The organism is Catenuloplanes japonicus (assembly GCF_000717135.1).
Classification (GTDB): Bacteria; Actinomycetota; Actinomycetes; order Mycobacteriales; family Micromonosporaceae; genus Catenuloplanes; species Catenuloplanes japonicus.
The window spans coordinates 30086-56023 of record NZ_JNXY01000003.1; the positions used below are offsets into that span (position 1 = coordinate 30086).

Sequence of the window (25938 nt, forward strand, 5' to 3'; positions counted from 1 at the left end):
TCCTTGACTACGTAGTCAGGGGTGGTTACGGTCCGCTGACTACGTAGTCAGAGGGCGGTTTCCCGATGGTCTCGATGAACGATGTGGCCCGCGCGGCCGGCGTCTCGCAGAAGACCGTCTCGCGCGTGGTGAACGGCGAGCCGCACGTGCGGGCGGACGTGGTGGCGCGGGTGCGGGCGGCCGTCGAGGAGCTCGGGTTCCGGCCGAACGCGGCGGCGCGGGCGCTGGTGACGCGCAGGTCGCGGCGGATCGGGGTGATCAGCATCGGCGGGCTGCTCCACGGGCCGGCGGCGATGCTGGCCGCGCTGGAGCGGGAGATCCGCGAGGCGGGGTACGCGGTCGCGCTGATCCGCACCGCGGCCTCGACGCCGGCCGAGATCCAGGCCGCGATGGACGCACTGGCGGCCGAGGGCGTCGACGGGATCATCCTCTCCGAGCCGGTCGACAACGCCACGATCACCGCCGCCGGACCGGAAGGTGACACCGAGGACCACGGCGAGGGCGCTGTCGCTGCCCCGCCCGGCATCCCGCTGCTCACCGTCGCCCCGGGCGATCACGACGACCCCGCCGCCATCCAGGTCGGCGTCGACCAGAGCGGCGGCGCCCGCCAGGCCACCGCCCACCTGCTCGCCCTCGGCCACGCCACGGTCGCCCACATCGCCGGCCCGCAGGCCTGGGCTCCCGCACGCCAGCGCCTCCACGGCTGGCGGGCAGCGCTCCTCGACGCCGGCGCCCCCGTCCACGACCCGGTCGAGGGTGACTGGAGCCCTGCCTCCGGCTTCGCCGCCATGCGTGAGCTGCTGGAACGCCGGAAGCCCACCGCCGTCTTCGCCGCCAACGACCACATGGCGATCGGCGCGCTCCGGGCGATCACCGAAGCGGGCCTCGGCGTACCCGCTGATGTCTCCGTGGTCGGTTTTGACGACCTCCCCGAGGCGGAGTTCCTGTCCGTCTCGCTGACCACGGTCCGCTACGACCCGGCCGAGGTCGCGCGGCACGGCGTGCGCCGCCTGATCCAGGCGATCGCGCGCGGGGCCGGCAGCCCGCCACATCTGACACGGACCGAGTTGATCGTCCGGGAGAGTACGCAGAGATGAACCACGAGCGGGTGCTGTTCGGCGCCGCCTACTACCACGAGTACCAGCCCGCGCCGCGCCTCGAGGCCGACCTCGACCTCATGCAGGCGGCCCGCTTCAGCGTCATCCGCGTCGGCGAGTCCGTCTGGTCGACCTGGGAGCCGGAGGACGGCGTCTTCGACCTGGACTGGCTGCAACCGGTGCTGGACGGCGCGCACGCGCGCGGCATCGCCGTCGTCCTGGGCACGCCGACCTACGCGGCGCCGCCGTGGCTGGCCCGGCTCTACCCGGAGATCAACGCGGAGGCCGCGACCGGCCGCCGGGTGGGCTGGGGCGCGCGGCAGGAGATCGACTACACGCACCCGGCGTTCCTGTTCCACGCGGAGCGCGTCATTCGCAAGATCATTTCGCGGTACGCCGCGCACCCGGCCGTGATCGGCTTCCAGGTCGACAACGAGCCCGGCAACGTGCTGCTGCACAACCACGCGGTCTTCCAGCGGTTCGTCGGTCACCTGCGCGCCCGCTACGGCTCGGTCGAGCGGCTCAACCAGGAATGGGGGCTGACGTACTGGTCGCACCGGCTGTCGCGCTGGTCGGACCTGTGGACGCCGGACGGCAACGCGCAGCCGCAGTACACGCTGGCCTGGCGGCAGTTCCAGGCGCAGCTGACCACGGACTTCATCGGCTGGCAGGCGGAGATCGCGCGCGAGTACGCGCGGCCCGGCCAGTTCGTCACCACCTGCATCGCCTACGAGCGCCCCGGCATCGAGGACCACGCGCTCGCGGCCCGGCTCGACGTGACGGCCGGCAACCCGTACTACCGCATGCAGGACGCGCTGACGCTGCCGCGCACCCGCGTGGACGATCAGGACTGGACCACGTCCGGCGTCTGGGCGCTCTACCAGTCCGCGGACCGGATGTTCTCCTCCCGGCAGGAGCCGTTCCTGGTCACGGAGACGAACGCGCAGGCGATCAGCCACCAGTGGATCAACGAGCCGGCCTACGACGGGCAGTGGCGCCAGGCCGCCTGGGCGCTCGTCTCCCGCGGCGCCTCCATGATCGAATACTGGCACTGGCACACGCTGCACTACGGCACCGAGACGTACTGGGGCGGCGTGCTCCCGCACAGCGGCGAGCCCGGCCGCGTCTACCGCGAGCTGGCCGCGCTCGGCGCGGAGCTCGACCGGGCCGGTGCCGCGGTCGCCGGGCTGACGCCGGACGCGGACGTGACCGTGCTCTGGTCGCAGGACACCAAGTGGTCGCTGGAGGAGACACCCGCACTCGACGACGGCGCCGGCAACCCGGACCGCCGCTCCTACCAGTCCATCGTGGACGCGTTCTACCGCGGTGCGTTCGACGCCGGACTCCAGGCGCGTTTCGTGCACCCGGCCCAGCTGTTCACCATGTCCCCGGCGGAGGCGGTCGCGGCGCACCCGATCCTGGTCGCGGCCGGTTTCCTCATCGCCTCCGACGATCAACTGCAATGGCTCCGGGGGTACGCCTCCGCGGGTGGGCACCTGATCGCCGGGATCCGCACCGGGTACGAGGACTCGCTGGCCCGAGCCCGGGTCGAGCGCAAACCGGCGTTCCTCGACGCCGGCGTCTGGTACGACGAGTTCAGCACGGTCGGCGCGGTGCCGGTGGCCGCGGAGCCCGGGTCGCCGCTGCGTGTGCCCGCGGGGGCGTGCGGCACGCGGTGGATCGACGGCCTCACGGTGGAGGACGCGGACGTGCTGGCCCGGTACGTGCACCCGCACTTCGGGCGCTGGCCGGCGATCACCACGCGGGCGGAGGGCGACGGCCGGGTGACCTATGTCGGGACGGTGCCGGACGAGGCGCTGGCGGCGGCGCTGTTCGGCTGGGTGGCTTCGGAGTCGTCGTCGGCGTGGCGTCCACAGGCCGGGACGCAGACCGTGACCGGGGCGACCGCGCGGGACGGGTCGCGGCTGCGGTTCGTGCACAACTGGTCGTTCGAGTCCAGCACGTTCACGCTGCCAGGCGCAGTGGTGGACGTGTCCTCCGGGGAGCGGTACGCCGAGGGGGAGGTGCTGGCGCTCGGTGCCTGGGATGTCCGCATCCTCCGGATCGTCTGAGTTCCGGCCGTACCATGTGATGATCTTGAATTTTGGGGTGCAACCGGATCCGGGGTTGTGGCGTGTCCTCCATGCGGGCGGCTGACACACGGGGATCAGTCGCCGCTCCAGCAGGAGGAACAGCGATGCATCGTCCACTTAGGATATTTGCGGCCGCCACTGTTCTCGGCGCCCTTGCCGTCGCCTCGGATCCGGCCTCGGCCGCCGCGCCGGCCCGCTGCGGCGTGACCTACCTGCCGCTGCCCGCGAACGCGGCCGAGTACACGACGTGGGTCGCGGGCGCGGACGTCACCGGGCGATGGGCGGTCGGCAGCACCGAGATCAACGGCTGGACCGAGCAGGTGATCTGGCAGAACGGCCGGGTCAGCGTGCCGCCGCTGCCGTTCGGGTCGGGCGGGCTGGAGGACATCAACGCGTCCGGCGTCGCGGTCGGCTACGGGCTCGACATGCAATACCGGTCCTCGCCGGTGTCCTGGTCGGCGCAGCACGGCCTCGAGGTGCTGCCGGTGCCGCACGAGGGCTGGGTCGGGCGCGCGACCGGCATCAACTCGCACGGCGACATCGTCGGCGCGGTCAACGACCCGGCCGAGTTCGACTCACCGCACGCGGTGCGGTGGCCGGCCGATGCGCCCGGCACGGTCGAGATGCTGCCGGGCGACGTGCCGCAGACCGCGATGGGCATCGACGAGGACGGCCTCGTGCTGGTGCAGCAGGGCGTGATCGGCCTGCCCGGCCCCGCCCTGATCTGGGACCCGGCCGCGGACAGCGTGGAGTCGCTGGGCGAGGGAACCCTCGCGCACGCGATCAGCGGCGGCTACGTGATCGGCTATCGGAACGACGCGGCCGGCGGTCAGAAGCGGATGCTGTGGAACCTCCGCGGCCCGGACCGGGAGATCACCCGCATCGACGCCCCGGCCGCCGTCAACAAGCAGGGCAGCGTCGCCGGGCAGGCCGAGGTCGTCCTGCGGCGCGACGGCAGCACGATCCGCCTCCAGTCGCCGGCCGGATATCCCTACGTCTCCGAGCTCAGCGACACCGGCGTGGCCTACGGCTCGTCCGGCGGCAAGGCCGCCAGGTGGACGAACTGCGGGTAACTCAGTGAACTTCTCAACCTGGCGAGGGCCCGCCGAACCGCCGCCTGGCGACGGCCCGGCACCCTCTGGCCCGAGGCCAGGTTGAGACGGGTTCAGTCGTCGTCACCATCGTCGTCATCGTCATCGTCGTCCTGCTCGCCACCCGGGCAACCGGTCAGGCCGAGCAGGACGACGGCGGCGCCGGCCGCCAGCATCGTGGTGCGGCCGAAGAGCGCGCGACGGCCGATCTTCTGGTCCTCGTCCATGCGGGTCATCATCGCAGCTGAGTGGGTGTATCGCACCCAGGCGGACGTGCCACGCCCGGAATTACAGTGGGGCTCATGGCACCCACCCCGCTCGGTGACTTCCTGCGGCGCAGCCGCGCGCTGCTCCAGCCGGAGAACGCCGGGATCTGCAGCATCGGCCGCCGCCGCGTGGCCGGGCTGCGCCGCGAGGAGGTCGCGATGCTGGCCGGTGTCAGCGTCGACTACTACGTGCGCCTGGAACAGGGACGCGAACGCACGCCGTCCGCGCAGATGCTCGACGCGCTCAGCGGCGCGCTGCAGCTCGACGAGGACGGCCGCCTGCACCTGTTCCGCCTGGCCGGGCTGGCGCCGCGTTCTGTTGCCGCCGCCGTCGAACGTGCCGATCCCGCGCTGCTCCAGATGATGACCACCTGGCCGGACTCGCCCGCACTGCTGCTCGGCCGCGCCTACGACGTGCTCGCGGCGAACCCGCTCGCGGACGCGCTCTTCGGCGGCTTCGCCTTCTCCCGCAACCTGATGCGGGTGATGTTCCTCGACCCGGCCGCGCGCACGTTCTACCCGGAGTGGCCGGCCGCGGCCGCCAACGCGGTGGCCGGCTTCCGCCTGGCGTTCGGCGCGGCACCGCACCACCCGCGCATCCGTGCCGTGCTGACCGAGCTGCTGGATCTCAGCGACGATTTCCGTGAGTTGTGGACCCGGCACGAGGCCCGCGGCAAGACGCTGTCGTCCAAGTCCTTCCACCATCCTGAGGTGGGCGCGCTGACGCTGCGGATGTACTCGTTCGACGTCCGTTCGGCGCCCGGCCAGGAGCTGGTCGTCTACCACGCGGAGCCCGGCTCCCGCGAGGCCGGCTCGCTCCGCCTGCTCGCCTCCCTGGCCGCCACCGAGCGGGCTTACTGAGCGCGTTACCGACCTTTCGGCGTCGAGGTCCGGATCGGGGAGGTCGTTGTTGCGCTCACTGCTGTTTCAGGACACCGGGAAGAGCAGTGAGCGCAACAACGATCTCCGCCGCCCTCGGCGGGCGTCGTCTCCGGCTCAGGGCCGGAGACCTGTGCATTCTTCGGGCAGGCCGCGGTGATCTGATCGTGAGCCGCGCCGCCTCAAGGAAGCAACGACGGGAATCGCGGCCGTGGGCCGGCCCGCGCGAACCGGCTCCGACGGGACGGGCAAAGCGAAGCGCCGGCGAAGTCTTGCCCGTCCCGAGGTTTGCCCGCGGGAGCATACGGGCCGGACCACGCCGGAAGCGGGAAAATGATCTTCTGAATTTTGATGTCGACGTCCGGCCCGCCGCGGTCGACCGGGCACTCCACGCCGGAAATATCGGGATAAGGCGGCTGGTGGTGTGTGCAAGCATTCCGTACGGGCCGCCCGCCGTCTCACTCTGACGCCGAGAGGTCAGTGGGGCTTGCGGGCCACGCCGATCAGGTTGTCGAGCGGGGCGGCCGGGGTCTCCGGGTGCCAGAGCGTGACGTCGACCAGGCCGGGGGCGATCAGGTCGAGGCCGTCGAAGTAGGAGCGGAACTCGGCGGGGGAGCGCATGGCGTAGGGCGGGTCGGCGGACTCGTTCCAGATGCGCATCACGTCGTTGAGCGCGGGGTTGGTGTCGACGCCGTCGATGACGACCAGGTGGCTGCCGGACGGGAGCGCGGCCATCAGGTGCTGGGCGGCGTCGCGGGCGCCGGCGGCGGTCGGCAGGTGGGCCAGCACGCCGGAGAGGATGACCGCGACCGGGCGGGTGAGGTCGAGCGTGCGGGCGGCGGCGCGCAGCAGCGCGGCGGTGTCGCGGACGTCGGCCAGGATGAACGCGGTCGCGCCCTCGCGGCGGCTGGTCAGCAGCTCACGCGCGTGCGCCTGGACGTGCTGGTCGTAGTCGACGTAGACGATCCGGGACTCGGGTGCGACCGCCTGCGCGACCTCGTGCGTGTTGTCGGCGGTGGGAAGGCCGGCGCCGACGTCGAGGAACTGGCGGATGCCGGCCTCGGCGGTCAGGTGCCGCACGGCGCGGATCAACGCGGCCCGGTCCGCACGCGCGATGTCGACGATGATCGGGAAGACACGGGCTATCTCGTCGCCGAGCGCGCGGTCGGCCGGGAAGTTGTCGGTGCCGCCGAGCCAGTAGTTCCACACCCGGGCGGTCTGTGGCGAAGGCATGTCGCAGAGTACCGCTGCCGCTACCGTCCGCGCTTCCCCCGTTGGGGCCGCGGTCCTCGTTGGCGACCGTTGTCGCCGCTGCCCGCTGCCCGCTGCCCGCTGCCTGCTGCCTGCTGTCTGCCTGCGGGGTGCGGGGTGCGACCGCGTTGCCGGCCGCACCCCGCGAGGTCACCGCACGTGTGCGTGCGGCCGTGACTCCGTGCCGCCCGGCTCGGAAGTGCCGTCGGGCTCGGAAGTGTCGCCCGGCTCGGAGGTGTCGTCGGGCGTGGGCGTGCTGACCGGCTCCGAGGTGGCGCGTGGTCGGCGGGGTGTCCACCAGTTGGCGTCGCCGAGCACGGTCATCAGCGCGGGGACCAGCAGGCCGCGGATGACCGTGGCGTCGACCGCGATCGCGACGGCCAGGCCCAGGCCCATCATCTTGATCACCGGCTCGGGGCTGAGGACGAAGCTGGCGAAGACGCACACCATGATCAGGGCGGCCGACGTGATCACCACGCCGGTCTCGGCCAGGCCGTCACGAACCGACAGGCGATTGTCGCGGGTACGGTCCCAGGACTCGCGGACCGCGGTCAGCAGGAAGACCTCGTAGTCCATGGACAGGCCGAAGAGCAGGGCGAACAGCATCATCGGGACGTACGCCTCGATGGGCACCGGCCCGTCCAGGCCGATCAGCGCGACGCCCCAGCCCCACTGGAACACGGCGGTGAGCGCACCGTAGGCCGCGGCCACGGACAGCAGGTTCATCACGGCGGCCTTCGCGGCCACGACCGGCGCCCGGAACGCGACCAGCACCAGGATGCCGCTGAGCAGCACCACGATGACGATCACCAGCGGCATCCGGTCCGCGACGCGGGTCGCCAGCTCGCCGCGCACGGCGGTCTGGCCGGTCACGTAGACGTCGACGCCGTCCAGGTCCAGCGCGTCCAGCCGGTCAGCGGTGTCGAGCGTGGCCGGGTCGCTGGGCGCGGTGTCCGGCGTGACCCGCATTGACGCGACCAGGCCGTCCTCGGAGAGCCGGACCGGCCCGGTCTTCACGACACCGGGCACGGCCGCGACCGCCTCGGCCAGAGCGGCCAGCCGCGGATCGCCGACCGGCCCGCCGCCGGTCGGGCCCGGGGCAGGGGTGGCATCGGCAGCCGAGGCACCGGTGTCCGCGCCGCTCGAGGCCGGGTTACCGGAGGCCGTGGCACCGGGAGGTGTGGCGCCGTCAGATGTGCTGCCGGGAGCCGTGGCATCGGACGGCACACTTCCGGCGGGTGCGTTGCCGGGAGGCGTGGCGCCGGCGGGTGCGTTGCCGGGAGGCGTGGCGCCGGGAAGGACACTGCCGGCGGGTGTGCCCGGGGACGCGGCGGGCGAGAGTTCGGCGACCACCGTCAGCGGCCCGTTCGCGCCGGGGCCGAACGCGGTGGCCATCGCGTCGTAGCCGGCGCGTTCGGCGGAGGAGGCGGGGCGGTCGCCGGCGTCGGTCTGGCCGAGCGTCATCGCGGTCAGCGGCGCGGCCAGGACCAGGAGCAGCAGGCTGCTGGCCAGGACGTATCGCCACGGGCGCCGGATCACCCGGTCGGCGAGGCGGCCCCAGAACGAGGCACGGCCGGGGCGGGAGCGGCGGACCGGGAGCGCGGCGATGCGCGGGCCGAGCACGGTGAGCAGTGCGGGGAGCAGCGTGGTGGCGGCCGCGACCGCGACCACCACGACCAGGCCGGACGTCCAGCCGAGCGTGGCCAGGATCGGCACGCCGGCGACGCCGAGGCCGGCCAGCGCCACCACCACGGTGGCGCCGGCGAACACGATCGCGCTGCCGGACGATGCCACGGTCTCGGTGATCGCGTCGCGGGTGTCGCGGCCGCGGTCCAGCAGTGCGCGGTAGCGGGTGATCAGGAACAGCGCGTAGTCGATGCCGACGCCGAGCCCGATCATGGTGGCCAGCGTGGTCGCCACGGACGGGATGCCGGTGAGGTGGCCGGCCAGGCCGATCCCGCCGACGCCGATGACCAGCACGATCGCGGCCGTGACCAGCGGCAGTGCGGCCGCGACCAGGCCGCCGAACGCGATCACGAGCACCGCCAGCGCCACCACGATGCCGATCAGCTCGCTGTGGCCGGTACCGCCTTGCGCGCGGGTCAGCGCGCCGCCGGGCAGCACCTCCAGGCCGGGCGTGACGGCCGCGTCCATCACCTCGACGGTCATCTCCCGGGTCAGCTCCAGCGGGCTGACGTCCAGCGTGACGTCCAGATATCCGGTGGTACGGTCCGGGCTGAGCACCAGCGTGCCGACCTCGCTGACGTGCGCGGTCGTGGACAGGCGCGCGGCGGTGTCCGCGACGGCCGCGTCGTCGAGCGCGGCGCCGGAGGTCTTGAAGATCACCTGGCCGACCGCGTCGTCCGAGGCCGGGAAGTGCGTCTCCAGCAGGTCGCGGCCGTGCTGGCCGGCGCTGCCGGGGAGGGTGGCGTCCTCGTCGATCGGCCGGCCGCCGACCAGCACGAGCGCGGCGACGACGGCGGTGAGCAGCAGCCAGGCGGCGATCACCGGCCACGGGTGGCGGGTGGTGAGGCGGCCGCAGCGGGACATCAGGCGGTGCATCGCGCCGGACTCGATCGCGCTCACTCCGTACCCTCGCAGGGGTTGATCGTGGTCATGGTGTTGCCTTTCACGACGGTGACGGCCACGGACAGGCCGTCGGGGGTTGCGGAGACCTGCTGGTAGGTGACGCCGGACGGGAGCGCGGGCAGCGTGACCGTGCGCGGCCCGGCCAGGTCGCCGGGGAGGCGGGAGGCGGGGACGCGGATGCCCAGGCCGGCCAGCTCGACCTCGCTGGGGGCGATGGTGAGCCGGTCGCCGGTGACGGTGAGGTCGGCGTAGGCGGTGGCGGTCATGGTCAGGCCGCGGACCGGTACGGATGCCGTGATCACGAGCCGGCCCGCGTCGTCGCCGCTGAGCTGCGCGGACGCGAGAGCGCTGTCGCCGAGCCGCGACGACAGACTCGCGTAGTCGATCACCGCGCTGGCGGCGACGGATTCCGCGCTGCCGTCGCGTACCCCGGTGGCCGTGATGTTCAGGTTCTTCAGCGTCGTGTCGCGGATCCCGGCCGTGTCCGCGTGCACCCGGACCTCGCCGAACGTGCCGGACGCGAGCTGGGTCAGGAACGGGAAGCCGGCGATGGTGACGTCGACGTCGACGACGCAGCTCAGGCGGGTGGCGAGCCGATGCTCGGCGATCGCGGCGGCGGCACGATCCACCAGGGTCGCCGCCAGCAGGACCGCGCCGGCCGAGACGGCTGCGATGACGGTCCGCCGCACAGGTTTTCTGGGCACGGCACCATGTCAGCAGCCGCGGGTGCCGGGCCGATGCGAGGAAGATGAGAGTTCGTCGTGAACTCAGGCGGGCAGCGTGAACCAGACGGTCGCGCCGGAGATGCCCACGTCGCCGCCGTGCGCGCGGACGACCTCGGCCACGATCGCCAGCCCCAGACCGGCGCCGTCCCCGGCGGACCGGGCCGGACCGGCCCGCCAGAACCGGTCGAACGCGTGCGCGGCCGCCTCCGCGTCCATGCCGGGGCCGTCGTCGCTGACCTCGACCGTGACTCGGCTTTCCGGCTGATCGGCGACCGTCACCCGGGCTCCCGTCCCCGGTGGCGTGTGGGCGCGCACGTTGGCCAGAAGATTGGCCATGACCTGCCGCAGCGTGTCCTCGTCGCCGGTGATCACGCACGTCTCCGGCGCGTGCGCGGTCAGCGGCCGGTCCGGCGCGACCGCCACGGCATCCGCGACCGCGTCCCGGACCAGCGCGGCCAGATCCACCGGACCGTGCCGGGTGGGCGGCTCCGCGTCCAGGCGCGCCAGGTAGAGCAGCGAGGTGACCATCGCGGCCATCCGGTTCGCCTCCTGCTCCAGCCGGCGCAGCACGTCCGGGCGTTCCGCAAGATCCACCACGCCGGTACGGACCAGCTGCAGATAGCCCCGGACCGTGGTCACCGGCGTGCGCAGCTCGTGCGACGCGTCCGCCACGAAGTCCCGCATCCGCCGCTCCGAGCGCTCCCGGGCCGCCAGCGCGGCCTGAATGCGCGACAGCATGCCGTTGACCGCGGACGTCAGCCGCCCGACCTCCGTGTGTGGACCGTGCGGCGGATCCGGCACGCGACGATCCAGGTGCCCGTCGGCCAGTTCGGTCGCGGCCTCGGCGATCGCGTTGAGCGGGCGCAGCCGGCGGGCGACCAGCCACCGGGCGAAGAGCGTGAGGACCGCGAGCGCGAGCAGCGACGTCACGGACGCGACCGTGGCGAGCTGCCGCACGGTCGCGTCGACCGGTTCCAGTGACAGCGCGACCAGCACGGTCATCTCCGCGTCCCGCACCACCACCACGCGGAAGCCGTCCACGTCCTGCGGATCCGGATCGCCGAGGTCCGCGCGGTCGAGCAGCGGCGTGGCCGGCAGCGGCACGGTGCCCATCATGCGCAGCGTGCCGGCCTCGGGACCGCGGACCTCGATCAGCATCTCGGTGACGGACACGACGTCGCGGATGGTCCGCGGCCGGTCCTCCGGATTGATCACCTGCAGCGTGTAGCGGTGGCGGGCCAGCTCGGCCGCGGCCTGCAACTGGTCGTCCGTGCGGTCGATCAGGTAGGCACGCAGCATCAGCGCGGCCGTGCCGGTCACGACGAGCAGGCCGAGCGCGGTCAGACCGGCGATCGCGAGCAGCAGCGAACGGCGCAAGGTCATGACGGGGTACGCCTCAGCGCGTAGCCGAAGCCGCGGTGCGTGACCAGCAGTGGCGGGCCGAGCGGGTCCAGCTTCCGGCGCAGGTAGCCGACGTAGGTGTCCACGACGTTGGAGCTCGCGCCCAGCTCGAACTCCCAGACCGCGCGGTAGATCTGCGCGCGGGACAGCACGCGGTGCGGGTTCTCCAGGAAGTACCGCAGCAGCCGCAGCTCGGTGGGGGACAGCGGCACGACCGTGCCGGCCCGGCGCACCTCCAGCGTGTCCGGATCCAGCTCCACGTCGTCGTAGCGGAGCAGGTTCGTTGTGGTGGTCCGGGTCCGGCGCAGCACCGCCCGTACCCTCGCGAGCAGCACGTCCATGTCGAACGGCTTGGTGATCCAGTCGTCGCCGCCGTACGCCAGCCCGGCGATCTCGTCCGCCCGCGCGTCCCGCGCCGTGAGGAACACGACCGCCGCCTCCGACCCGGCCGTCCGTAGCCGGCGGCACACGTCCATGCCGTCGCCGTCCGGCAGCATCACGTCCAGCAGGATCAGGTCCGGCCGCTCCCGGGCCGCGGTCTCCACCGCCGCGGCCGCGGTCCCGGCCGCGCTCACGGCGAACCCGTGGAACTCCAGCACCGTGCGCAGCAGATCCACCAGATTCGGCTGGTCGTCGACGACGAGGATGCGGGCGCTCATGATGTCCCGCATCAGATCACGGGCTCATGTGAACGCGATGAGAAACCCGTGGCGTGCGTTACCTAGAGTGTTACCTGCCGTGTGTCCTCCGCGGGCGGACGAGGACACTGGAGTGGATCGCCGACCCTGGAGAAGCAGCAATCGTGACGGACGCAGACGGCCAGAAGGTCAGCTTTGACCGGTACGCGGGCGCGGCGCTTGCGCTGCCGGACACGCAGCCCGAGACGCTGCACGAGCTGATGGCCGAGTTCAACCGGTTCATGATGGTCTACCGGTTCGGTCTCGCGGAGATGAGCACCAAGGTCAGCATCCTGGCCGAGGAGCTCTCGCACCGTACGGCCGGGAACCCGATCGAGCACGTCAGCACGCGGTTGAAGACGCCGGCCAGCCTCACCGCGAAGGCCCAGCGCATCGACTGCCCGCTCACCTTCGACGACCTGCGGGAACGCATCCGCGACATCGCCGGCATCCGGATCGTCTGCAGCTTCGCGTCGGACGTCTACACGGTCGCGGGCATGCTGACCCGCCAGCCGGACGTCACGCTGGTGCAGACGAAGGACTACATCGCGGAGCCGAAACCGAACGGTTACCGCAGTCTGCACCTGATCGTCGAGATCCCGGTCTTCATGTCCGAGCGGGTGATCTCCGTGCCGGTCGAGGTGCAGCTGCGCACCGTCGCGATGGACTTCTGGGCGAGCCTCGAACACAAGATCTATTACAAGCACGGGCAGGACATCCCGGCGCCGCTGCGCGCGGAGCTAATGGCGACGGCGGAGGACGCGGCCCGCCTGGACGTCCGGATGGAACGCCTCCACCAGCAGATCCACGGCCCCCGCCACTGAGCCTTTTTCAACCTGGTCCCCGCCCGTGCGCGCCCGTCCCGATGACTCCTTCGTGGCATCGACCCGATCGCCAGGTGGAAAACTGCTCACTGATTTTCTAGCTGTCCGCGGTCTTGGTCAGGACCGTGAGCGCGGTGTCGAACTCGAGGTCCCAGTCGGCGCCGGCCGGGTCGCGGACCTCGGCCTCGAAGGCGACGCCGGGCTTGTCGCTCGCCTCGACGTCGGAGACGGTGCCGCCGGGGACGGCCGCGAGGGCGGCCTCCGTGACGGAGGTGCGCTCGGCGTCGGTGAGGACGCGGTCGTCGGCGTCGTTCTGGCCCTGGTCGCCAGCGCCGTCCTGGTCGTCGGCGTCGGTCTCCTGGTTCACTACCGCGAAGTTCTTGTCCAGTGCGACGTCGACCTCGGTGCCGTCGGCCTTGCGGACCTCGACCTCGTAGGCCTCACCGGCGTCGTCGCTGCTCTCGACGTCGAGGACGGTGCCGTTGCCGCCCACGGCCTGGATCGCGGCGGCGCCGGCCCGGTCACGGTCGCCGGTGCCGACGTCGGCGCTGGCCACGGAGGCCCAGACGCCGCCCCCGACGCCGAGCGCGGCCACGATCGCGACGGTGCTGACGATGACCCGCTTGCTGCGGAGCCTGGCGATGTTCATGAGCACGATGCCCTTCCGGTCGTTTTCGCTGTCGGAGGACAGACTGCGCGAAGCCACCTGAATCCCGGCTGAACGGACCGCCTGCTCATTCGACCGGCAGCCGGACCGTGAACCGGGCGCCGCCCAGCGGCGAGTCCGTGATCGTGACCGTGCCGTCGTGTGCGCGGACCAGCTCCGCCACGATCGCCAGGCCGAGGCCGCTGCCGCCGTCGTCGCGGGCCCGCGCCTCGTCCAGGCGCACGAACCGTTCGAAGACGCGTTCGCGCTGCTCGGCCGGGATGCCGTCGCCGTCGTCCTCGATGATCAGCTCCACGGCGCCGCCGCTCTCGCGCACGGCGACGGCCAGCCGGGAGGTGGCGTGGCGCGCGGCGTTGTCCGCCAGATTCCGGACCACCTGGGCGAGCGCGGCCGGATCGGCGCGGACGCGCCCGGCCCCGACGCCGGTGGTGTCCACCGTGAGCCCGCCGCGTCGCACGCGCGCGGCCTCGGCAAGAACAAGATCATCACAATCCACGTCCTGCCGGGTACGCGTGACCGCCCCCTCCCCGGCCCGGGTCAGCAGCAGCAACTGGTCGACGAGCCGGGACATGCGGGCGGACTCCTCCAGGACCGTCTCCGCCAGCTCACCGTCCGGCAGTGCGCCCGGATGCGCCCGGGACACCTCCGCGGCCTGCCGGATGCTGGTCAGCGGCGACCGCAGCTCGTGCGAGGCGTCCGCGACGAACTGCTGCTGCCGGTCGCGCGAGGTCTGCAGGCGGGCCAGCATCCGGTTCATCGTGCGGGCCATCCGGTGCACCTCGTCGCGCGACGCCGGCACTGGCACGCGGCGGTCGAGCCGGTCGCCGGTGATCTCCTCGGCCTCGCGCCGGATCCGCTCGATCGGCGCGAGCGCGCGGGCCACCACGGTCCAGGTGACGCCGCCGACCAGCAGCAGGAGCAGCGGCAACCCGACCAGCAGCGGCCTGACCAGCGCGGACGTCGAGTTGTCCACGTCCTCCAGCGAGACGCCGACCGCGACCGTGAAGCCGGCGTCGCGGCCGGTCGCCACGAGGTAGTGATGATCGGCGCCGGGGAGCGCCACGTCGCCCGAGTCCTCGGTCGGTAGTGACCGGTCGAGCGGCTGGGAGGCGCGCACCACGGCACCGTCGGCGTCGATCACCTGCCAGACGACGTCCTCGGGTTCGTCGTCATCGTCGTCCTCCGGTTCGGCCGCGTCCTCGACGGGGCCGGCCGGCCCCGTCGGGCTGCCGCTTGCCGGGCTCTCGCTTGCCGGGCTCCCGCCTGTCGTCTCGTCGTTCGCCGGTGCGGCGGCGATCGTCGCCAGGCCCTGCGCCACCAGCGCGGACACCCGCTGCTCCGCCTGTGTCTCCAGCCCGTCGCGCAGCGACTCCCGGACCATGAGCACCAGCCCGGCGGCCCCGGCCGCCAGCGCTACCGCGACCACCAGCACCGCCCCGGTGGTCGCCCGCATCTTCACCGAAGCCCGGCCCGGCCGCCCGCCCGCCGCGCCCGGTGCGGGCCGCCGGTTCGTGCCGTCCGGCACGGATCGGTTAACGGTCGCGCTCGGTGCGGTCAGCCGGCTCGCGCCGTCCGGTGCGGATCGGTCGCCGGTCGCGCCCGGTGCGGGTCGACCGTCGTCGGCGACCGGGTCATGCCGCCCGCTATCCACCGTCGCTCGCCAGTCGGTAACCGGCACCCCGTACCGTCGCGATGGCTTCTCGGCCGAAAGGCCGGTCGATCTTGATTCTGAGGTGGCGGATGTAGACCTCCACGATGTTCGGGTCGCCGTCGAAGTCGAAGCCCCACACGGTGTCCAGGATGTCGCGTTTGGAGACCACGTCGCCGCGGTGCCGGGCCAGGTGGCTGAGCAGCGCGAACTCGCGCGCGGTCAGCTCCACCTCCACGTCGCCGCGCCATACGCGCCGGGCGGCCGGGTCCAGGCGCAGGTCGCCGGCGGTGATGTCGACCGGGCGTTCGCGGGCGCCGCGCCGGGCGATCGCGCGCAGCCGGGCCACCAGCACCGGGAACGAGAACGGCTTGGTCAGGTAGTCGTCCGCGCCGGTGTCCAGGCCCTCGACCTGGTCCCACTCGCCGTCCTTGGCGGTGAGCATGATGATCGGCGTCCAGTTCCGTTCCTCGCGGAGCGTGGCGCAGACCTGGTAGCCGTTGAGGCGTGGCAGCATCAGGTCGAGCACGATCGCGTCGTACGTGTTCTCCCTGGCCAGCCACAGTCCGTCGACGCCGTCGGCGGCCACGTCCACGGTGAACCCCTCCGCGGTCAGGCCGGCGCGCAGCGTACCCGCAAATCGCTTTTCGTCATCGACCACCAGCACACGCACGGTCACCATTGTTCCGCTCGCAGGCTGAATCCGGGCTGAAGGCGATCCCGTTGATAGGATTCGGCGCCCGTCCGATGCTGGAGGAACATGTGGTGATCGCCCGCCCCCGGACGCTGCTCACGGCGGTCCGGCCGGAGACGCAGCGTCACCTCTACGAGTTCTACGACCAGCTGCGGGACGCGGATCCGTGCGTCTGGGACCGCGCGCTCAACGCCTGGGTGGTCACCAGCCACGAGCTGGTCAGCGCGGCCGCCGGCGACCCGCGCCTGTCATCCGTGCGCTGGTCCGACCCGGACGGTGTCGAGGACGATCTGCGCCAGGTCGCGTCCGTGCTCAGCAGCACCATGCTCTACCGGGACGCGCTCGAGCACACCCGCCTGCGCAAGGCCGCCGGCCGCACGTTCACGGCCCGCTCCGTGGAGGCGCTGCGTGCGCCGATCACCGCGGCGGTGGACGAGATCATCGACCGGGTGCTGCCGTCCGGGACCATGGACGTGGTCGCCGACCTGGCGGTGCCGCTGCCGTTCAACGCGATCTGCGCGCTCATCCACGTGCCGGAGGCGGACCGTGCGCAGATGCTGAGCTGGTCGAACGATGTGGCGGTCGCGTTCGGCAACGCGCGTCTCACCCCGGACGAGAAGGCCGCGGCCGACCGCGGCATGTCCGGCATGGTGGGATATTTCGACTCGCTGATCGACCGGCCCGAGGCGCTGCTGCAACCCGGTGCGCTGAGCCGGGACGAGACGATCGCGAACACGGTGCTGCTCCTGCTGGCGGGCCACGAGACCACCACGCACTATCTCGGCAACGCGGTGCTCGCGCTGCTGCAGCACCCCGACCAGGCGAAACTCCTCGCCACCTCGCCGTCGGTGATGCCGACCGCGGTCGAGGAACTGCTCCGCTGGGACAGCCCGCTCCAGGTCATCCTGCGCCGCGCGACCACGGACCTGACGTTCGGCGGCAAGGACATCGCGGCCGGTCAGACGATCCTGCTGGTCACCGGCGCGGCGAACCGCGACCCGGCCGCGTTCCCGTCCCCGCACACGCTCGACCTGGCCCGTAACGGCCCGGCCCGGCACGTCGCCTTCGGCCACGGCCCGCACTTCTGCCTCGGCTCCAGCCTGGCCCGGTTGGAGGGCGAGATCGTCCTCGGGGCGCTCCTGACCCGGCTCCCGGCCCTCCGCCTCAGCCAGCCCGGCCTCGCGTGGCGTCCCAGCCTGAACTTCCGCGGCCTCGACCAGCTGACGATCTCCTGGGACGTCTGACACCGGATCCAACGGTGGGGCCCGGATGGTGATCTCGGTGATGAGACTGCCGGTGACCTGCTTCCCCGTCCCGCGCGGCCGTTGCCGGGCCGTCCGCCGTCGGAGCAGTGGACCAAGCCTAGAACAGGGACATCTGGCCCGGCGTGGGCTCGCGGCGGTGGCGTTGCGGGCGGCGGAAGACGGGCGGGTGCGGTTCGGCCGGGCGGGGGATCGCGCGGCCGGCCGTGAGTGCCCACAGCGCCGGCCCGAGCGTGAGTGACCCGCCGGCGGCGGCGGCGAGTGCGGCACGGACGGTGGAGGAGGAGAGCGGCAGGCGCGCGCCGTCCAGTGACGGGATGGGCAGGTCGGCGCGCATGCGCATCAGGCGGCGGTTGCGGTCGACGATCTCGCGCGCGGCCGGGTCGGCGAGCCGGTCGGCGCACTGGCCGCCGACCGCGTCCCGGACGGCCCGGCCGCCCGCGGAGAGGTCGGCCCAGGCGGCGTCGATCGTGCCGACCGCGGCGAGGAGCCGGGCGGACGTGGCGGCGCCGAAGCCGCGTACCCCCGGGAGGTTGTCCGAGGGGTCGCCGCGGAGTGCGGCGTAGTCCAGGTACTGCTCCGGGTGCACGCCGCAGAGCTCGTGCAGGCCGGCGGGGTCGATCAGGACGGCCTCGTCGAAACCGCCGTTGCGGATGCGCAGTACCGATGTGTGCGCGTCGATCAGCGCGAACGCGTCGCGGTCGCTGGTCATCAGGATCGAGCGCCAGCCGGAGCGACGTGCGTGCGCGGCGGAGCTGGCCAGCACGTCGTCGGCCTCCCAGCCGGTCGGGACCACGGTGCAGAGGCCGGCGGCCTGCAGCAGCTCCGGGGCGGCGGCGAGCTGCGCGACCAGGTCCTCCGGCTTCGGCGGGCGGTGGGCCTTGTAGCCGGCGAAGTCGGCGCGGCGGGTGGAGGTCTGCGGGCAGTCGAAGCCGACCACGAGCGCGTCGGGGCGTAGCCGGGAGACGGCCCGCGCCGCATAACGGGCGAAACCGCGCAGCGCCCACGCATCCTGGTCCGCGTCGCCCGCGTGGTACGTCCGGTGGATAAGACTGTTCCCGTCCAGCACGAGCAGCAGCGGGGACGAGTTCGGCACCAGGAGAGCGTAACGGGCACATCGGCGGCGAACACGGACGTACCCTCTCGGGCATGACGACACAGACTCTGGGCGTGGACGGGGCCGAGCTGGTGTACGACGTGCGCGGGCCGGTTCCCGCGGCGGACGGGCAGCCGCTGCTCTTCATGATCGGGCAGCCGATGACGGCGGAGGGCTTCGAGGATCTCGCGGGGCACTTCACGGACCGGACCGTGGTCACCTACGACCCGCGCGGGCTCGGGCGCAGCGTGCGCACGGACGGCCGGACGGACAACACGCCGGAGCGGCAGGCCGACGACCTGCACCTGCTGATCGCGCACCTGGGCGCGGGGCCGGTCGAGGTCTTCGGCAGCAGCGGCGGCGCGGTGACGGGGCTGGCGCTGGCGGCCCGGCACCCGGACGACGTGGTCACGCTGGTCGCGCACGAGCCGCCGATCAACGGGGTGCTGCCGGACGCGGCGAACGCGACGCGGGCCCGGAACGGGTTCAACGAGGCCTACGAGAAGGGCGGCCGGGGCGCGGGCATGGCCCAGTTCATCGCCATGACGGCGTGGCAGGGCGAGTTCACCGAGGAGTACTTCGCCCAGCCCGCGGCGGACCCGGCGATGTTCGGCATGCCGGCCGAGGACGACGGGCTGCGCGACGACCCGCTGCTGTCGAAGCAGTCGTGGGCGATCACCGACTACCGGCCGGACCCGGACGCGCTCGGGAAGTCCCGGGTCGTGATCGCGGTGGGGGAGGAGTCGGCCGGGACCTACACCGCGCGCACCGCCGAGGCGACCGCGCAGCTGCTCGGCCAGACCGCGACCGTCTTCCCGAGCCACCACGGCGGCTTCCTCGGCGGCGGGTTCGGCTACGCCGGCAAGCCGGCCGAGTTCGCCGCGCGGCTGCGGGAGGTGCTGGCCGGCTGAGCCGCCTTTTCGTCCACCTGGATCGCCTCACTTGCTAAAATTTCTCGCATGTCGGATTTATCCGGTGACGAGTTGCCGGGAATCGACTTCGAGGCGCTTTTCCGGTCTCTTCCCGCACGTTTCGCCGTGCTCGACCCGCAGTTACGGATCATCGCGGTCAACGATGCCTACCTCCAGGCGAGCATGGCGGTGCGCGAGAAGATCATCGGCCGGAACCTGCTCGAGGTCTTCCCGGACAACCCGGACGATCCCGAGGCGACCGGCGTCGCCGACCTGCGCGCCTCGCTGGACCGGGCCGCACGCACGCTGACGCCGGACGCCATGGCCGTGCTGAAGTACGACGTGGCCCGCCCGGACGGCAGCGGCTTCGAGGAACGGTACTGGAGTCCGTGCAACACGCCGCTGACCGGGCCGGACGGGAAGCTGGCGTACCTCATCAACCAGGTCGAGGACGTCACCGAGTTCGTCCGGATGCAGCGGGAGCATGCGGAGAGCCAGACGGCGGAGCTCCAGGCGCACACCGAGCAGATGCAGGCCGAGATCCTGCGCCGGTCCCACGAACTGCGCGACGCGAACCTGCGCCTCCGGGCCGCGGACGCCGCCAAGAACGACTTCCTGTCCCGGGTGAGCCACGAACTCCGTACCCCCCTGAACGCGATCCTGGGTTTCAGCGAACTGCTCAGCATGAGCGCGCTCGAGCCGGAGCACCACGACTGGTCCGAGATGATCCTGAAAGCCGGCCGGCATCTGCTGGTGCTGCTCGACGACGTGCTCGACATCTCGCGCATCGAAGGCGGTCACCTCACGCTGCACGCGGAGCCGGTCCCGGTCGGCGCGCTGATCCGCGAGGTGCTGGACATCATCCGCCCGATAGCCGACGCGGCCGCGGTGCATCTCACCGTCGCGCCCGCGCTCCCCGACGACCTGGCCGTGCTCGCGGACCGCCACCGCCTGCGCCAGATCCTGATCAACCTGCTGTCGAACGCGGTCAAGTACAACCACCCCACCGGCACCGCCGGCGTCACGGTCGGTCACCGGCCCGGCGACACGCTCCGCCTCCGCGTGGTCGACACCGGCCGCGGCATCGCGCCGGACGCGCTCGGCCGGCTCTTCACCCCGTTCGAACGCCTGGACGCGGCGCAGGCCGGCTTCGAGGGGACCGGGCTCGGGCTCGCGCTCTCCCGCAACCTGGCGCTGAGCATGGGCGGCACGCTGGACGTGGCCAGCATCCTCGGCCGCGGCAGCACGTTCTGGATCGACCTGCCGCTGACGACCATGTCCGCCTCCGCGCATGAGAGCCGCACCGACCTCGCCCCGCGCACCTATGCGCGCACCTGCACGGTCCTCTACGTCGAGGACATCGAGGCCAACCTGCGCCTCGTCGAGCAGATCATGGTGCTGCGCCCCTCCGTCCGGCTGCTCGGCGCCATGCTCGCGGCCACCGGGCTGGAACTGGCCCGCGAACACCGCCCCGACCTCATCCTGCTCGACCTGCACCTGCCCGACATGCCCGGGGAGGCGCTGCTCGGCCTGCTCCGCGCGGAACCGTCCACACACGACATCCCGGTCGTCGTGCTCAGCGCGGACGCCACCCAGCACCACATCGACCAGCTGCACGCGTCCGGCGTCGCCGCCTACCTCACCAAGCCGATCATCATCCGCAACCTGCTGGACACGCTCGACTCGCTGCTCGACGCATCGCCCGAGTCCGAGGCGTCGGCGGCGGTTCAAACCCAGAAAACCTTTTAAAAGCGGATATTCCCGCTTCCGGCGTGGCCCGGCAGCGTTGCTCCCGCGGGCAAACCTCGCGGCGGGCTCCGCCTGCGCTCCGCACGCCGCATCGGAGCCGGTTCCGCCGTGGTCCCGGAAGAGCCGCGAGCCCCGCGGCGGGTCGCGTCGATCGCGCGGCCGACGTTCCGCGGTGGGGCGGGCCGATCACCCGGCCGATCTTCCACGGTCGCCGCCGCTGATCGGCGGCTGCCGTTCCGCCGTCGCGCTCCGGCCGGCGTGGCGGCTTTCCTTTGCTCCGGGCCGTTCGGGGGCATACGCGGTGGTGCCGCGTCCGTATCCTGTGGTGGGTGACCCTCGCCCGGCTCGGCATCGATTTCGGCACCTCGCACACGGTCGCGTTCATCTCGATCGAGGGGCGCGCGCCGGTGCCGCTGCTCTTCGACGGATCGCCGCTGCTGCCGTCCGCGGCCTGGGCCGACCCGACCGGCCGGATCGTCGTCGGGCGGGACGCGTGGCACGCCGCGCAGTCCGATCCGTCCGCGTTCGAGCCGTCGCCGAAACGGCGCATCGACGAGGACACGCTGCTGCTCGGCACCGCGCAGCCGCCGGTGGAGGACGTGATCGCGGCCGTGTTCGCCCGGGTCGCCGCGGAGGCGCGGCAGGTGGCGGGCGGGACGGTCACCAGCGCGGCCGTGACCTACCCGGCCGCCTGGGCCGCACCGCGCCGCACCCGCCTGGAGACGGCCGCACGCCGCGTCTTCCCGGACGTCACGCTGGTCAGCGAGCCGATCGCGGCCGCCAGTTACGTGGTGGTGCGCCGGGCCGGCACCACGATTCCGCCGGGCGGCGCCGTGCTGGTCTACGATTTCGGCGCCGGCACGTTCGACGCGTCCGTGGTCCGCGCGGACGCGCACGGCGGCCTGACCGTGGCCGCGACCGAGGGCCTGGACGACACCGGTGGCCTGGACGTGGACGCGGCCATCGTTGCCCACCTGGAGCCGCTGCTCGACCCGGACGCGCGGGCCCGTCTCGCCTCCCCGGCCACCCGTGCGGACCGTCGCGCGCGACGTGCGTTGTGGGACGCGGCGCGTACCGCCAAGGAGCTCTTGAGCCGTTCGCCGTTCACCATGATCGCGCTGCCGGCCGGGGACAGCGAGGCCCCGCTCGGCCGCGAGCAGCTGGACGCGCTGGCGCTGCCGATCCTGGCGCGCACAGTGGACACCGCGGTCCGGGTCGCCACGGCCGCGGGCCGGCAGGCCGGCGGAGGCCTTCGGGGCGGCTCGGTCCCGGGCGGCGGGATTGCTGGTGGCTCGATCCCGGGCGGCTCGGTTCCCGGCGGCGGGCTTCCGGGCGGCGTGCTGCTGGTCGGTGGTGCCAGCCGGATGCCGCTGGCCGCGTCGCTGCTGCACCGGGCGCTCGGCGTGCCGCCGTCGCTGCTCGACCAGCCGGAGCTGGTGGTGGCGGAGGGGGCGATCTACGCGACGCAGCCACCGGCGGCGGTGCGGGCCGCACCGGTGTCGCCGGTGCCGCGCGGGCCGATGGCCGCGCCCGTATCTCCCGTGTCGGCCGGATGGCCCCCCGCGCCTGGATCCCCGCTCCCGCCGGGCGCTCCCGGGTTCCCGCTCCCGCCGGGAGCTTCTGGATCCTCCCGTCCGCCGGGGCCGGGCGCGGTGCCCGGAGGCCCGGTCTCGTCCGGGGTGCCGGCCGGGTCGCTGCCGCCGGTCGTACCGACGCATGGTTTTCGGTATTCCGCCCCGGGATTCCCATCCGCGGCGTCCGGGGTGCCGCCCACCACCTCGATTGGCCCGTCCCCGGCGCGGCGGTTCGCCGTCTATCTCGCGGCCGGCGTCGCGGTCATCGTGGTCGCGGCCGCGATCCCGCTGCTCCTGAACAGCGGCCTCCCCGGCTGGCTCGTCGCGCCGTCGCCCTCGGACTCCGCATCCGCGTCACCCTCCGCCACCCCGTCCCGCGCGCCGTCGCGCACGGCCGGCCCGCTGCCGACGCCGCCGGCGGGTACGGACCGGGCCGATCCCTGCCTGGTCGGCACCTGGACGAAGGTCCGCCAGGAGATGGACGTGGAGATCGACGGCGAGACCGTGGAGGTCGCCAACCAGGGCGGCGGCACGATGGTCTTCCGGGAGGACGGCACCTACACGGACAGCTACGAGGGCAGCCAGGTGCTGGGCGCGATCGTCGGTGGTGTGGTCCAGGAGTACCAGATCACCGGCGAGATCTCCGGCCGGTACGAGACCCGCCTGGGCGAACTCTACGTCTCCGGTGCGACGACGCAGGCCGAGCTGACCGTGCGGCGCGGCGGCAAGACCGCGGAGACCAGGCCGTTCGCCGCCTCGGACGTCGGCGTGGACGCCGACTACTACTGCGAGCCCGACGAACTCGAGACGTACTGGGGCGACACCCAGATCTTCCTCACCCGCTCGTGACGCCCGATCATCGGGCGTGGGTGCAAACCGTCCGCCGGCGACCTGATGTCGTTCCTGGACCGCATGACGGGCAGCCCGCCCCGCAACGACGCGTAGATCGCCGGCGCCGGCCGCTCCGGGCCCGCGTCCCGCGCACGTCGGCCGCGACCGACGAGCTCCACCAGGAGACCACACGCGAGGACCGGCCTGGATCGGCGACGCCGCCGGCCTGCTGCTGGAGCCGGCCGGCGGCCGGGACGACCTGCCCGCGTACCGGCCGCGGGCAGGAGGTCACGCCACGTCGAGCTACAGCCCGAACGCCAGCAGCACGTTGCCGTGCTCGCTCGGGTAGAACGGCCAGTAGCCGGCCTGGATGTAGAGCATGCCGTCCGACACGACCGCGCCACCGCCGCCGGAGATCGAGCTGCCGAAGCCGGTCACGCCGTTGACGCCCCGGAACTCGCGGATCGTGTCGAACTCCCAGACCACCGCGCCGGTGCGCGCGGAGTAGATCCGCATCTTGCCGTCCGTGCTGCCCTCGTAGACCAGGCCGGGACTGGTGGTCACGGCTGGCGTGTGCGCGAGCTGGCACACGTCCGGGAACGCGGCCGCGCCGCCGGTGGTGCAGCCGTTCGCCGGGTGCGGCGTCTGCCACAGCACCTGGCCGTCGGACGGGTTCACGGCGAAGACCGTGCCGGGGCCGGCGAAGTACGACGCCACGTACAGCCGCCGGCCGTCGAAGCTGGTGCCCCACTGGATGCCGGAGATGCCGCCGCTCGGCAGCGGCACGCCCAGCTGCCGCCGCCACTGCACCGTGCCGGTCCGCGCGTCGAACGCGTGGTAGACACCGCTCTTCTGACCGACGCCGACCAGCGTGCGGTTGCCGAGCCTGATGATGTTCGGCGTGGCGCCGATGTCGTAGTCGAGCGCGCTGCCGTCCTCCAGCCCGGGGCAGTAGCCCTCCGGATTGGGGTCGTTGCACAGGCTGCGCCACGTGTCCGAGTCGGTCACCTGGTTCTTCCACCGGACGGCGCCGCTGCGCGCGTCCAGCGCCAGCAGCGAGTCGAAGTCGCCGGCGCTGCCGGTGTAGTTCTGGCCGGTGCCGACGTAGAGCGTGCCGGTCGCGGGGTCGATCACCGGGGAGCTCCACACGCCCGCGCCGGACGGCTCGAACCGGGCGGCGCCGCTCGGCCACGTGCCGACCTGCACCGGCTCCGGCACCGTGTAGTAGCGCCAGACCTGCGCGCCGGTGCGTGCGTCGAGCGCGTCGATGTGGCCGCGGAACGTGCAACACGGATAGTCCGCGCCACCGGTGTTCTCCCCGCTGGAGGCACCGATGTAGATGCGGCCGTCGTGGTAGAGCGGCGAGCTGGTGTGCCCGCCGGCCGGGTGCGACTCCGTGTCGCGCGCCCAGATCAGGCGGCCGGTGCGCTGGTCGAGGGCGTACACGTACCCCCGGGAATCTCCGAAGAAGACCTTTCCGGCCGCGACCGTGGGACCGTCCCACACCAGGCCGGCGCCGGCGCCGGGGTCCACGGAGGAGAGCGCGAAGGCCCAGCGGGCGGCGCCGGTCCTCGCGTCGCGTGCGTAGAAGTTGCCGTCCGGGCCGCCGAAATAGACGACACCGTCGACCACGGCCGGCTGGCTGCGCACCGGCGCGTCGGACTTCGCATAGCCGAACGCCCACTTGAGCGTCAGACGGCCGGCGGTGGCCGGGTTGATGCGCCGCTCGGCCGCGTTGTGCCGCGAACCGAGCGAATCGCCCTGCCAGGTCGGCCAGTCGCCGTCCCGCTGGTGCGTGCCGGCACTCGCCGGCCCCGCGGTCACCACGATCAGCGGCAGCACGGCCGCGACCAGAGTCAGAAGGCGGAAAAGGACATGACGTCGCACGTCAATCACCCCCGTGCGGCGGTGTGGCAGGTGCCACTCTGGACCGCCGGTTCCTACCCTAAGTGATGATCTTCGTCGATGTCAGCCCCGCGTGCCTAAAGGGCCACGTAGTCCAGTTTGACCGATTGCCCGTCCGTGCCGGCCGCGCCCGCGCCGTTGAACACCTCCAGCACCACCCACCACGTCGTCGAGGCCACATCCTGCGGCAACATGCCCAGCTCGGCCGTGAACGACCGGCAGTCGCGGTAGATCGTGAGGTCGTCGACCGGCCCCGGATGCGGCACGGAACTGCCCGTGCACAGCGTCTTCTTCGCGCCGCCGGTGCCGTAGGCCGTCCACCGGAAACGCGTGCCCGGCACGGCTTTCTTCGCCTCGACACCCTTGCCGGCGAAGGAGATCTTGACCGGTTTCCCGTGCAGCGACTGCAGCGTCAACGGCGACGCGGGCGTGGTGATCGTGGCCGTCGGCACCGGCAGGAACTGCGCCTTGATCGTGCCCGCGCTCGCCGGATCCCCTGCCCCCAGCGCCGCCGCCATCGTGGCCACCGCGATCCCGGTTACGGCTGTCATCTCGTCCCCCCATGCGTTTCTGCTGGTGCCGGGCGATCCCGGCCCCTCACAGCCCAGCCCGGCCGCGCCCCACGTGCGCCGGAAACGCCGAAGAACTGGCCGAAGGGACGATGCGCCGCCGACCCCCGCGTCGGTGAACGCGCCGTGCACCGGGACT

21 protein-coding genes are annotated in these 25938 nt (G+C 72.7%); 9 read left to right on the forward strand and 12 right to left on the reverse strand.

Features of this window, described 5'->3' with window-relative positions:
- Window positions 1-74 precede the first annotated feature (74 nt).
- The 3 genes from OP04_RS05850 (at window position 75) to OP04_RS05860 (ending at window position 4263) form a co-directional block, all read left to right on the forward strand.
- Window positions 75-1097, forward strand: coding sequence for a LacI family DNA-binding transcriptional regulator (locus OP04_RS05850; RefSeq protein ID WP_033338608.1), 1023 nt, complete (start codon window positions 75-77; stop codon window positions 1095-1097).
- The gene (locus OP04_RS05855; RefSeq protein ID WP_033338504.1) at window positions 1094-3169 is read left to right on the forward strand and encodes a beta-galactosidase; all 2076 of its coding nucleotides are present in this window, start codon (window positions 1094-1096) and stop codon (window positions 3167-3169) included. Before OP04_RS05850 ends, OP04_RS05855 begins: the two co-directional genes overlap by 4 nt.
- Before the next feature lie 125 nt (window positions 3170-3294).
- Entirely contained in the window at window positions 3295-4263 is a 969-nt protein-coding gene (locus tag OP04_RS05860; protein WP_157239333.1) for a hypothetical protein, read from the forward strand.
- Between the two features lie 92 nt (window positions 4264-4355).
- Here the strand turns inward: OP04_RS05860 and OP04_RS52990 are convergent, their stop codons facing one another.
- A complete protein-coding gene (locus tag OP04_RS52990) occupies window positions 4356-4508 on the reverse strand; it encodes a hypothetical protein (protein WP_157239335.1) in 153 nt (50 codons plus the stop codon).
- Between the two features lie 75 nt (window positions 4509-4583).
- Between OP04_RS52990 and OP04_RS05865 the strand changes: the two genes are divergently transcribed.
- Complete coding sequence (locus OP04_RS05865; RefSeq protein WP_157239337.1) at window positions 4584-5408, forward strand: helix-turn-helix domain-containing protein; 825 nt, start codon at window positions 4584-4586, stop codon at window positions 5406-5408.
- 495 nt (window positions 5409-5903) lie between these two features.
- Here the strand turns inward: OP04_RS05865 and OP04_RS05870 are convergent, their stop codons facing one another.
- From OP04_RS05870 to OP04_RS05890, 5 genes are all read right to left on the reverse strand, one after another.
- The gene (locus tag OP04_RS05870; protein ID WP_033338507.1) at window positions 5904-6659 is read right to left on the reverse strand and encodes an SAM-dependent methyltransferase; all 756 of its coding nucleotides are present in this window, start codon (window positions 6657-6659) and stop codon (window positions 5904-5906) included.
- A gap of 168 nt (window positions 6660-6827) precedes the next feature.
- Entirely contained in the window at window positions 6828-9263 is a 2436-nt protein-coding gene (locus OP04_RS05875; RefSeq protein ID WP_051797163.1) for an MMPL family transporter, read from the reverse strand.
- Window positions 9260-9970 carry an LmeA family phospholipid-binding protein gene (locus OP04_RS05880; RefSeq protein WP_085066256.1) on the reverse strand — a complete coding sequence of 237 codons (711 nt, stop codon included), beginning with the start codon at window positions 9968-9970 and terminating at the stop codon, window positions 9260-9262. The genes OP04_RS05875 and OP04_RS05880 overlap by 4 nt, the downstream gene beginning before the upstream one ends.
- 63 nt (window positions 9971-10033) lie before the next feature.
- The gene (locus OP04_RS05885) at window positions 10034-11374 is read right to left on the reverse strand and encodes a sensor histidine kinase (RefSeq protein ID WP_033338509.1); all 1341 of its coding nucleotides are present in this window, start codon (window positions 11372-11374) and stop codon (window positions 10034-10036) included.
- Window positions 11371-12051, reverse strand: coding sequence for a response regulator transcription factor (locus OP04_RS05890; RefSeq protein WP_033338610.1), 681 nt, complete (start codon window positions 12049-12051; stop codon window positions 11371-11373). Before OP04_RS05890 ends, OP04_RS05885 begins: the two co-directional genes overlap by 4 nt.
- A 143-nt stretch (window positions 12052-12194) precedes the next feature.
- Between OP04_RS05890 and OP04_RS05895 the strand changes: the two genes are divergently transcribed.
- Window positions 12195-12893 (forward strand): GTP pyrophosphokinase, encoded by a 699-nt coding sequence (locus OP04_RS05895; RefSeq protein ID WP_232323493.1) that lies wholly within the window; start codon window positions 12195-12197, stop codon window positions 12891-12893.
- A 97-nt stretch (window positions 12894-12990) separates the two neighbouring features.
- On the opposite strand, the gene OP04_RS49220 is transcribed toward OP04_RS05895, so the two are convergent.
- Genes OP04_RS49220 through OP04_RS05910 form a run of 3 tightly spaced genes read right to left on the reverse strand, consistent with a single transcriptional unit; the run spans window position 12991 to window position 15881 of the window.
- Window positions 12991-13599, reverse strand: coding sequence for a PepSY domain-containing protein (locus tag OP04_RS49220; RefSeq protein WP_051797164.1), 609 nt, complete (start codon window positions 13597-13599; stop codon window positions 12991-12993).
- 28 nt (window positions 13600-13627) lie between these two features.
- Window positions 13628-15211, reverse strand: coding sequence for a sensor histidine kinase (locus OP04_RS05905; protein WP_198153736.1), 1584 nt, complete (start codon window positions 15209-15211; stop codon window positions 13628-13630).
- The gene (locus OP04_RS05910) at window positions 15204-15881 is read right to left on the reverse strand and encodes a response regulator transcription factor (RefSeq protein ID WP_033338614.1); all 678 of its coding nucleotides are present in this window, start codon (window positions 15879-15881) and stop codon (window positions 15204-15206) included. Before OP04_RS05910 ends, OP04_RS05905 begins: the two co-directional genes overlap by 8 nt.
- A 74-nt stretch (window positions 15882-15955) precedes the next feature.
- Here OP04_RS05910 and OP04_RS05915 point away from each other — a divergent pair, with 74 nt between their 5' ends.
- Entirely contained in the window at window positions 15956-17146 is a 1191-nt protein-coding gene (locus OP04_RS05915) for a cytochrome P450 (protein ID WP_051797165.1), read from the forward strand.
- 118 nt (window positions 17147-17264) lie between these two features.
- Here the strand turns inward: OP04_RS05915 and OP04_RS05920 are convergent, their stop codons facing one another.
- Window positions 17265-18260 carry a 5'-3' exonuclease gene (locus tag OP04_RS05920; RefSeq protein ID WP_033338510.1) on the reverse strand — a complete coding sequence of 332 codons (996 nt, stop codon included), beginning with the start codon at window positions 18258-18260 and terminating at the stop codon, window positions 17265-17267.
- Between the two features lie 53 nt (window positions 18261-18313).
- On the opposite strand from OP04_RS05920, the gene OP04_RS05925 reads away from it, so the two are divergent.
- The 3 genes from OP04_RS05925 to OP04_RS49225 all read left to right on the forward strand — a co-directional run bounded on the left by OP04_RS05925 (window position 18314) and on the right by OP04_RS49225 (window position 23343).
- Window positions 18314-19171 carry an alpha/beta fold hydrolase gene (locus OP04_RS05925; RefSeq protein ID WP_033338511.1) on the forward strand — a complete coding sequence of 286 codons (858 nt, stop codon included), beginning with the start codon at window positions 18314-18316 and terminating at the stop codon, window positions 19169-19171.
- A 48-nt stretch (window positions 19172-19219) separates the two neighbouring features.
- The gene (locus OP04_RS05930) at window positions 19220-20920 is read left to right on the forward strand and encodes a PAS domain-containing sensor histidine kinase (RefSeq protein ID WP_085066257.1); all 1701 of its coding nucleotides are present in this window, start codon (window positions 19220-19222) and stop codon (window positions 20918-20920) included.
- A gap of 329 nt (window positions 20921-21249) precedes the next feature.
- Window positions 21250-23343, forward strand: coding sequence for an Hsp70 family protein (locus OP04_RS49225; RefSeq protein WP_051797167.1), 2094 nt, complete (start codon window positions 21250-21252; stop codon window positions 23341-23343).
- Window positions 23344-23628: 285 nt separating this feature from the next.
- Here OP04_RS49225 and OP04_RS05940 read toward each other — a convergent pair whose 3' ends face one another.
- Window positions 23629-25212: an outer membrane protein assembly factor BamB family protein gene (locus tag OP04_RS05940; RefSeq protein ID WP_051797168.1), complete on the reverse strand. Its 1584-nt coding sequence runs from the start codon at window positions 25210-25212 to the stop codon at window positions 23629-23631.
- Between the two features lie 95 nt (window positions 25213-25307).
- Window positions 25308-25931: a hypothetical protein gene (locus OP04_RS05945; RefSeq protein ID WP_157239343.1), complete on the reverse strand. Its 624-nt coding sequence runs from the start codon at window positions 25929-25931 to the stop codon at window positions 25308-25310.
- Window positions 25932-25938: the final 7 nt, after the last annotated feature.

Bases quoted from the DNA above. Each gene is read 5' to 3' on its own strand.
- OP04_RS05850 (WP_033338608.1), top strand. From the start codon at position 75: ATGAACGATGTGGCCCGCGCGGCCGGCGTCTCGCAGAAGACCGTCTCG.
- OP04_RS05855 (WP_033338504.1), top strand. From the start codon at position 1,094: ATGAACCACGAGCGGGTGCTGTTCGGCGCCGCCTACTACCACGAGTAC.
- OP04_RS05860 (WP_157239333.1), top strand. From the start codon at position 3,295: ATGCATCGTCCACTTAGGATATTTGCGGCCGCCACTGTTCTCGGCGCC.
- OP04_RS52990 (WP_157239335.1), bottom strand. From the start codon at position 4,508: ATGGACGAGGACCAGAAGATCGGCCGTCGCGCGCTCTTCGGCCGCACC.
- OP04_RS05865 (WP_157239337.1), top strand. From the start codon at position 4,584: ATGGCACCCACCCCGCTCGGTGACTTCCTGCGGCGCAGCCGCGCGCTG.
- OP04_RS05870 (WP_033338507.1), bottom strand. From the start codon at position 6,659: ATGCCTTCGCCACAGACCGCCCGGGTGTGGAACTACTGGCTCGGCGGC.
- OP04_RS05885 (WP_033338509.1), bottom strand. From the start codon at position 11,374: ATGACCTTGCGCCGTTCGCTGCTGCTCGCGATCGCCGGTCTGACCGCG.
- OP04_RS05890 (WP_033338610.1), bottom strand. From the start codon at position 12,051: ATGAGCGCCCGCATCCTCGTCGTCGACGACCAGCCGAATCTGGTGGAT.
- OP04_RS05915 (WP_051797165.1), top strand. From the start codon at position 15,956: ATGCTGGAGGAACATGTGGTGATCGCCCGCCCCCGGACGCTGCTCACG.
- OP04_RS05925 (WP_033338511.1), top strand. From the start codon at position 18,314: ATGACGACACAGACTCTGGGCGTGGACGGGGCCGAGCTGGTGTACGAC.
- OP04_RS05930 (WP_085066257.1), top strand. From the start codon at position 19,220: ATGTCGGATTTATCCGGTGACGAGTTGCCGGGAATCGACTTCGAGGCG.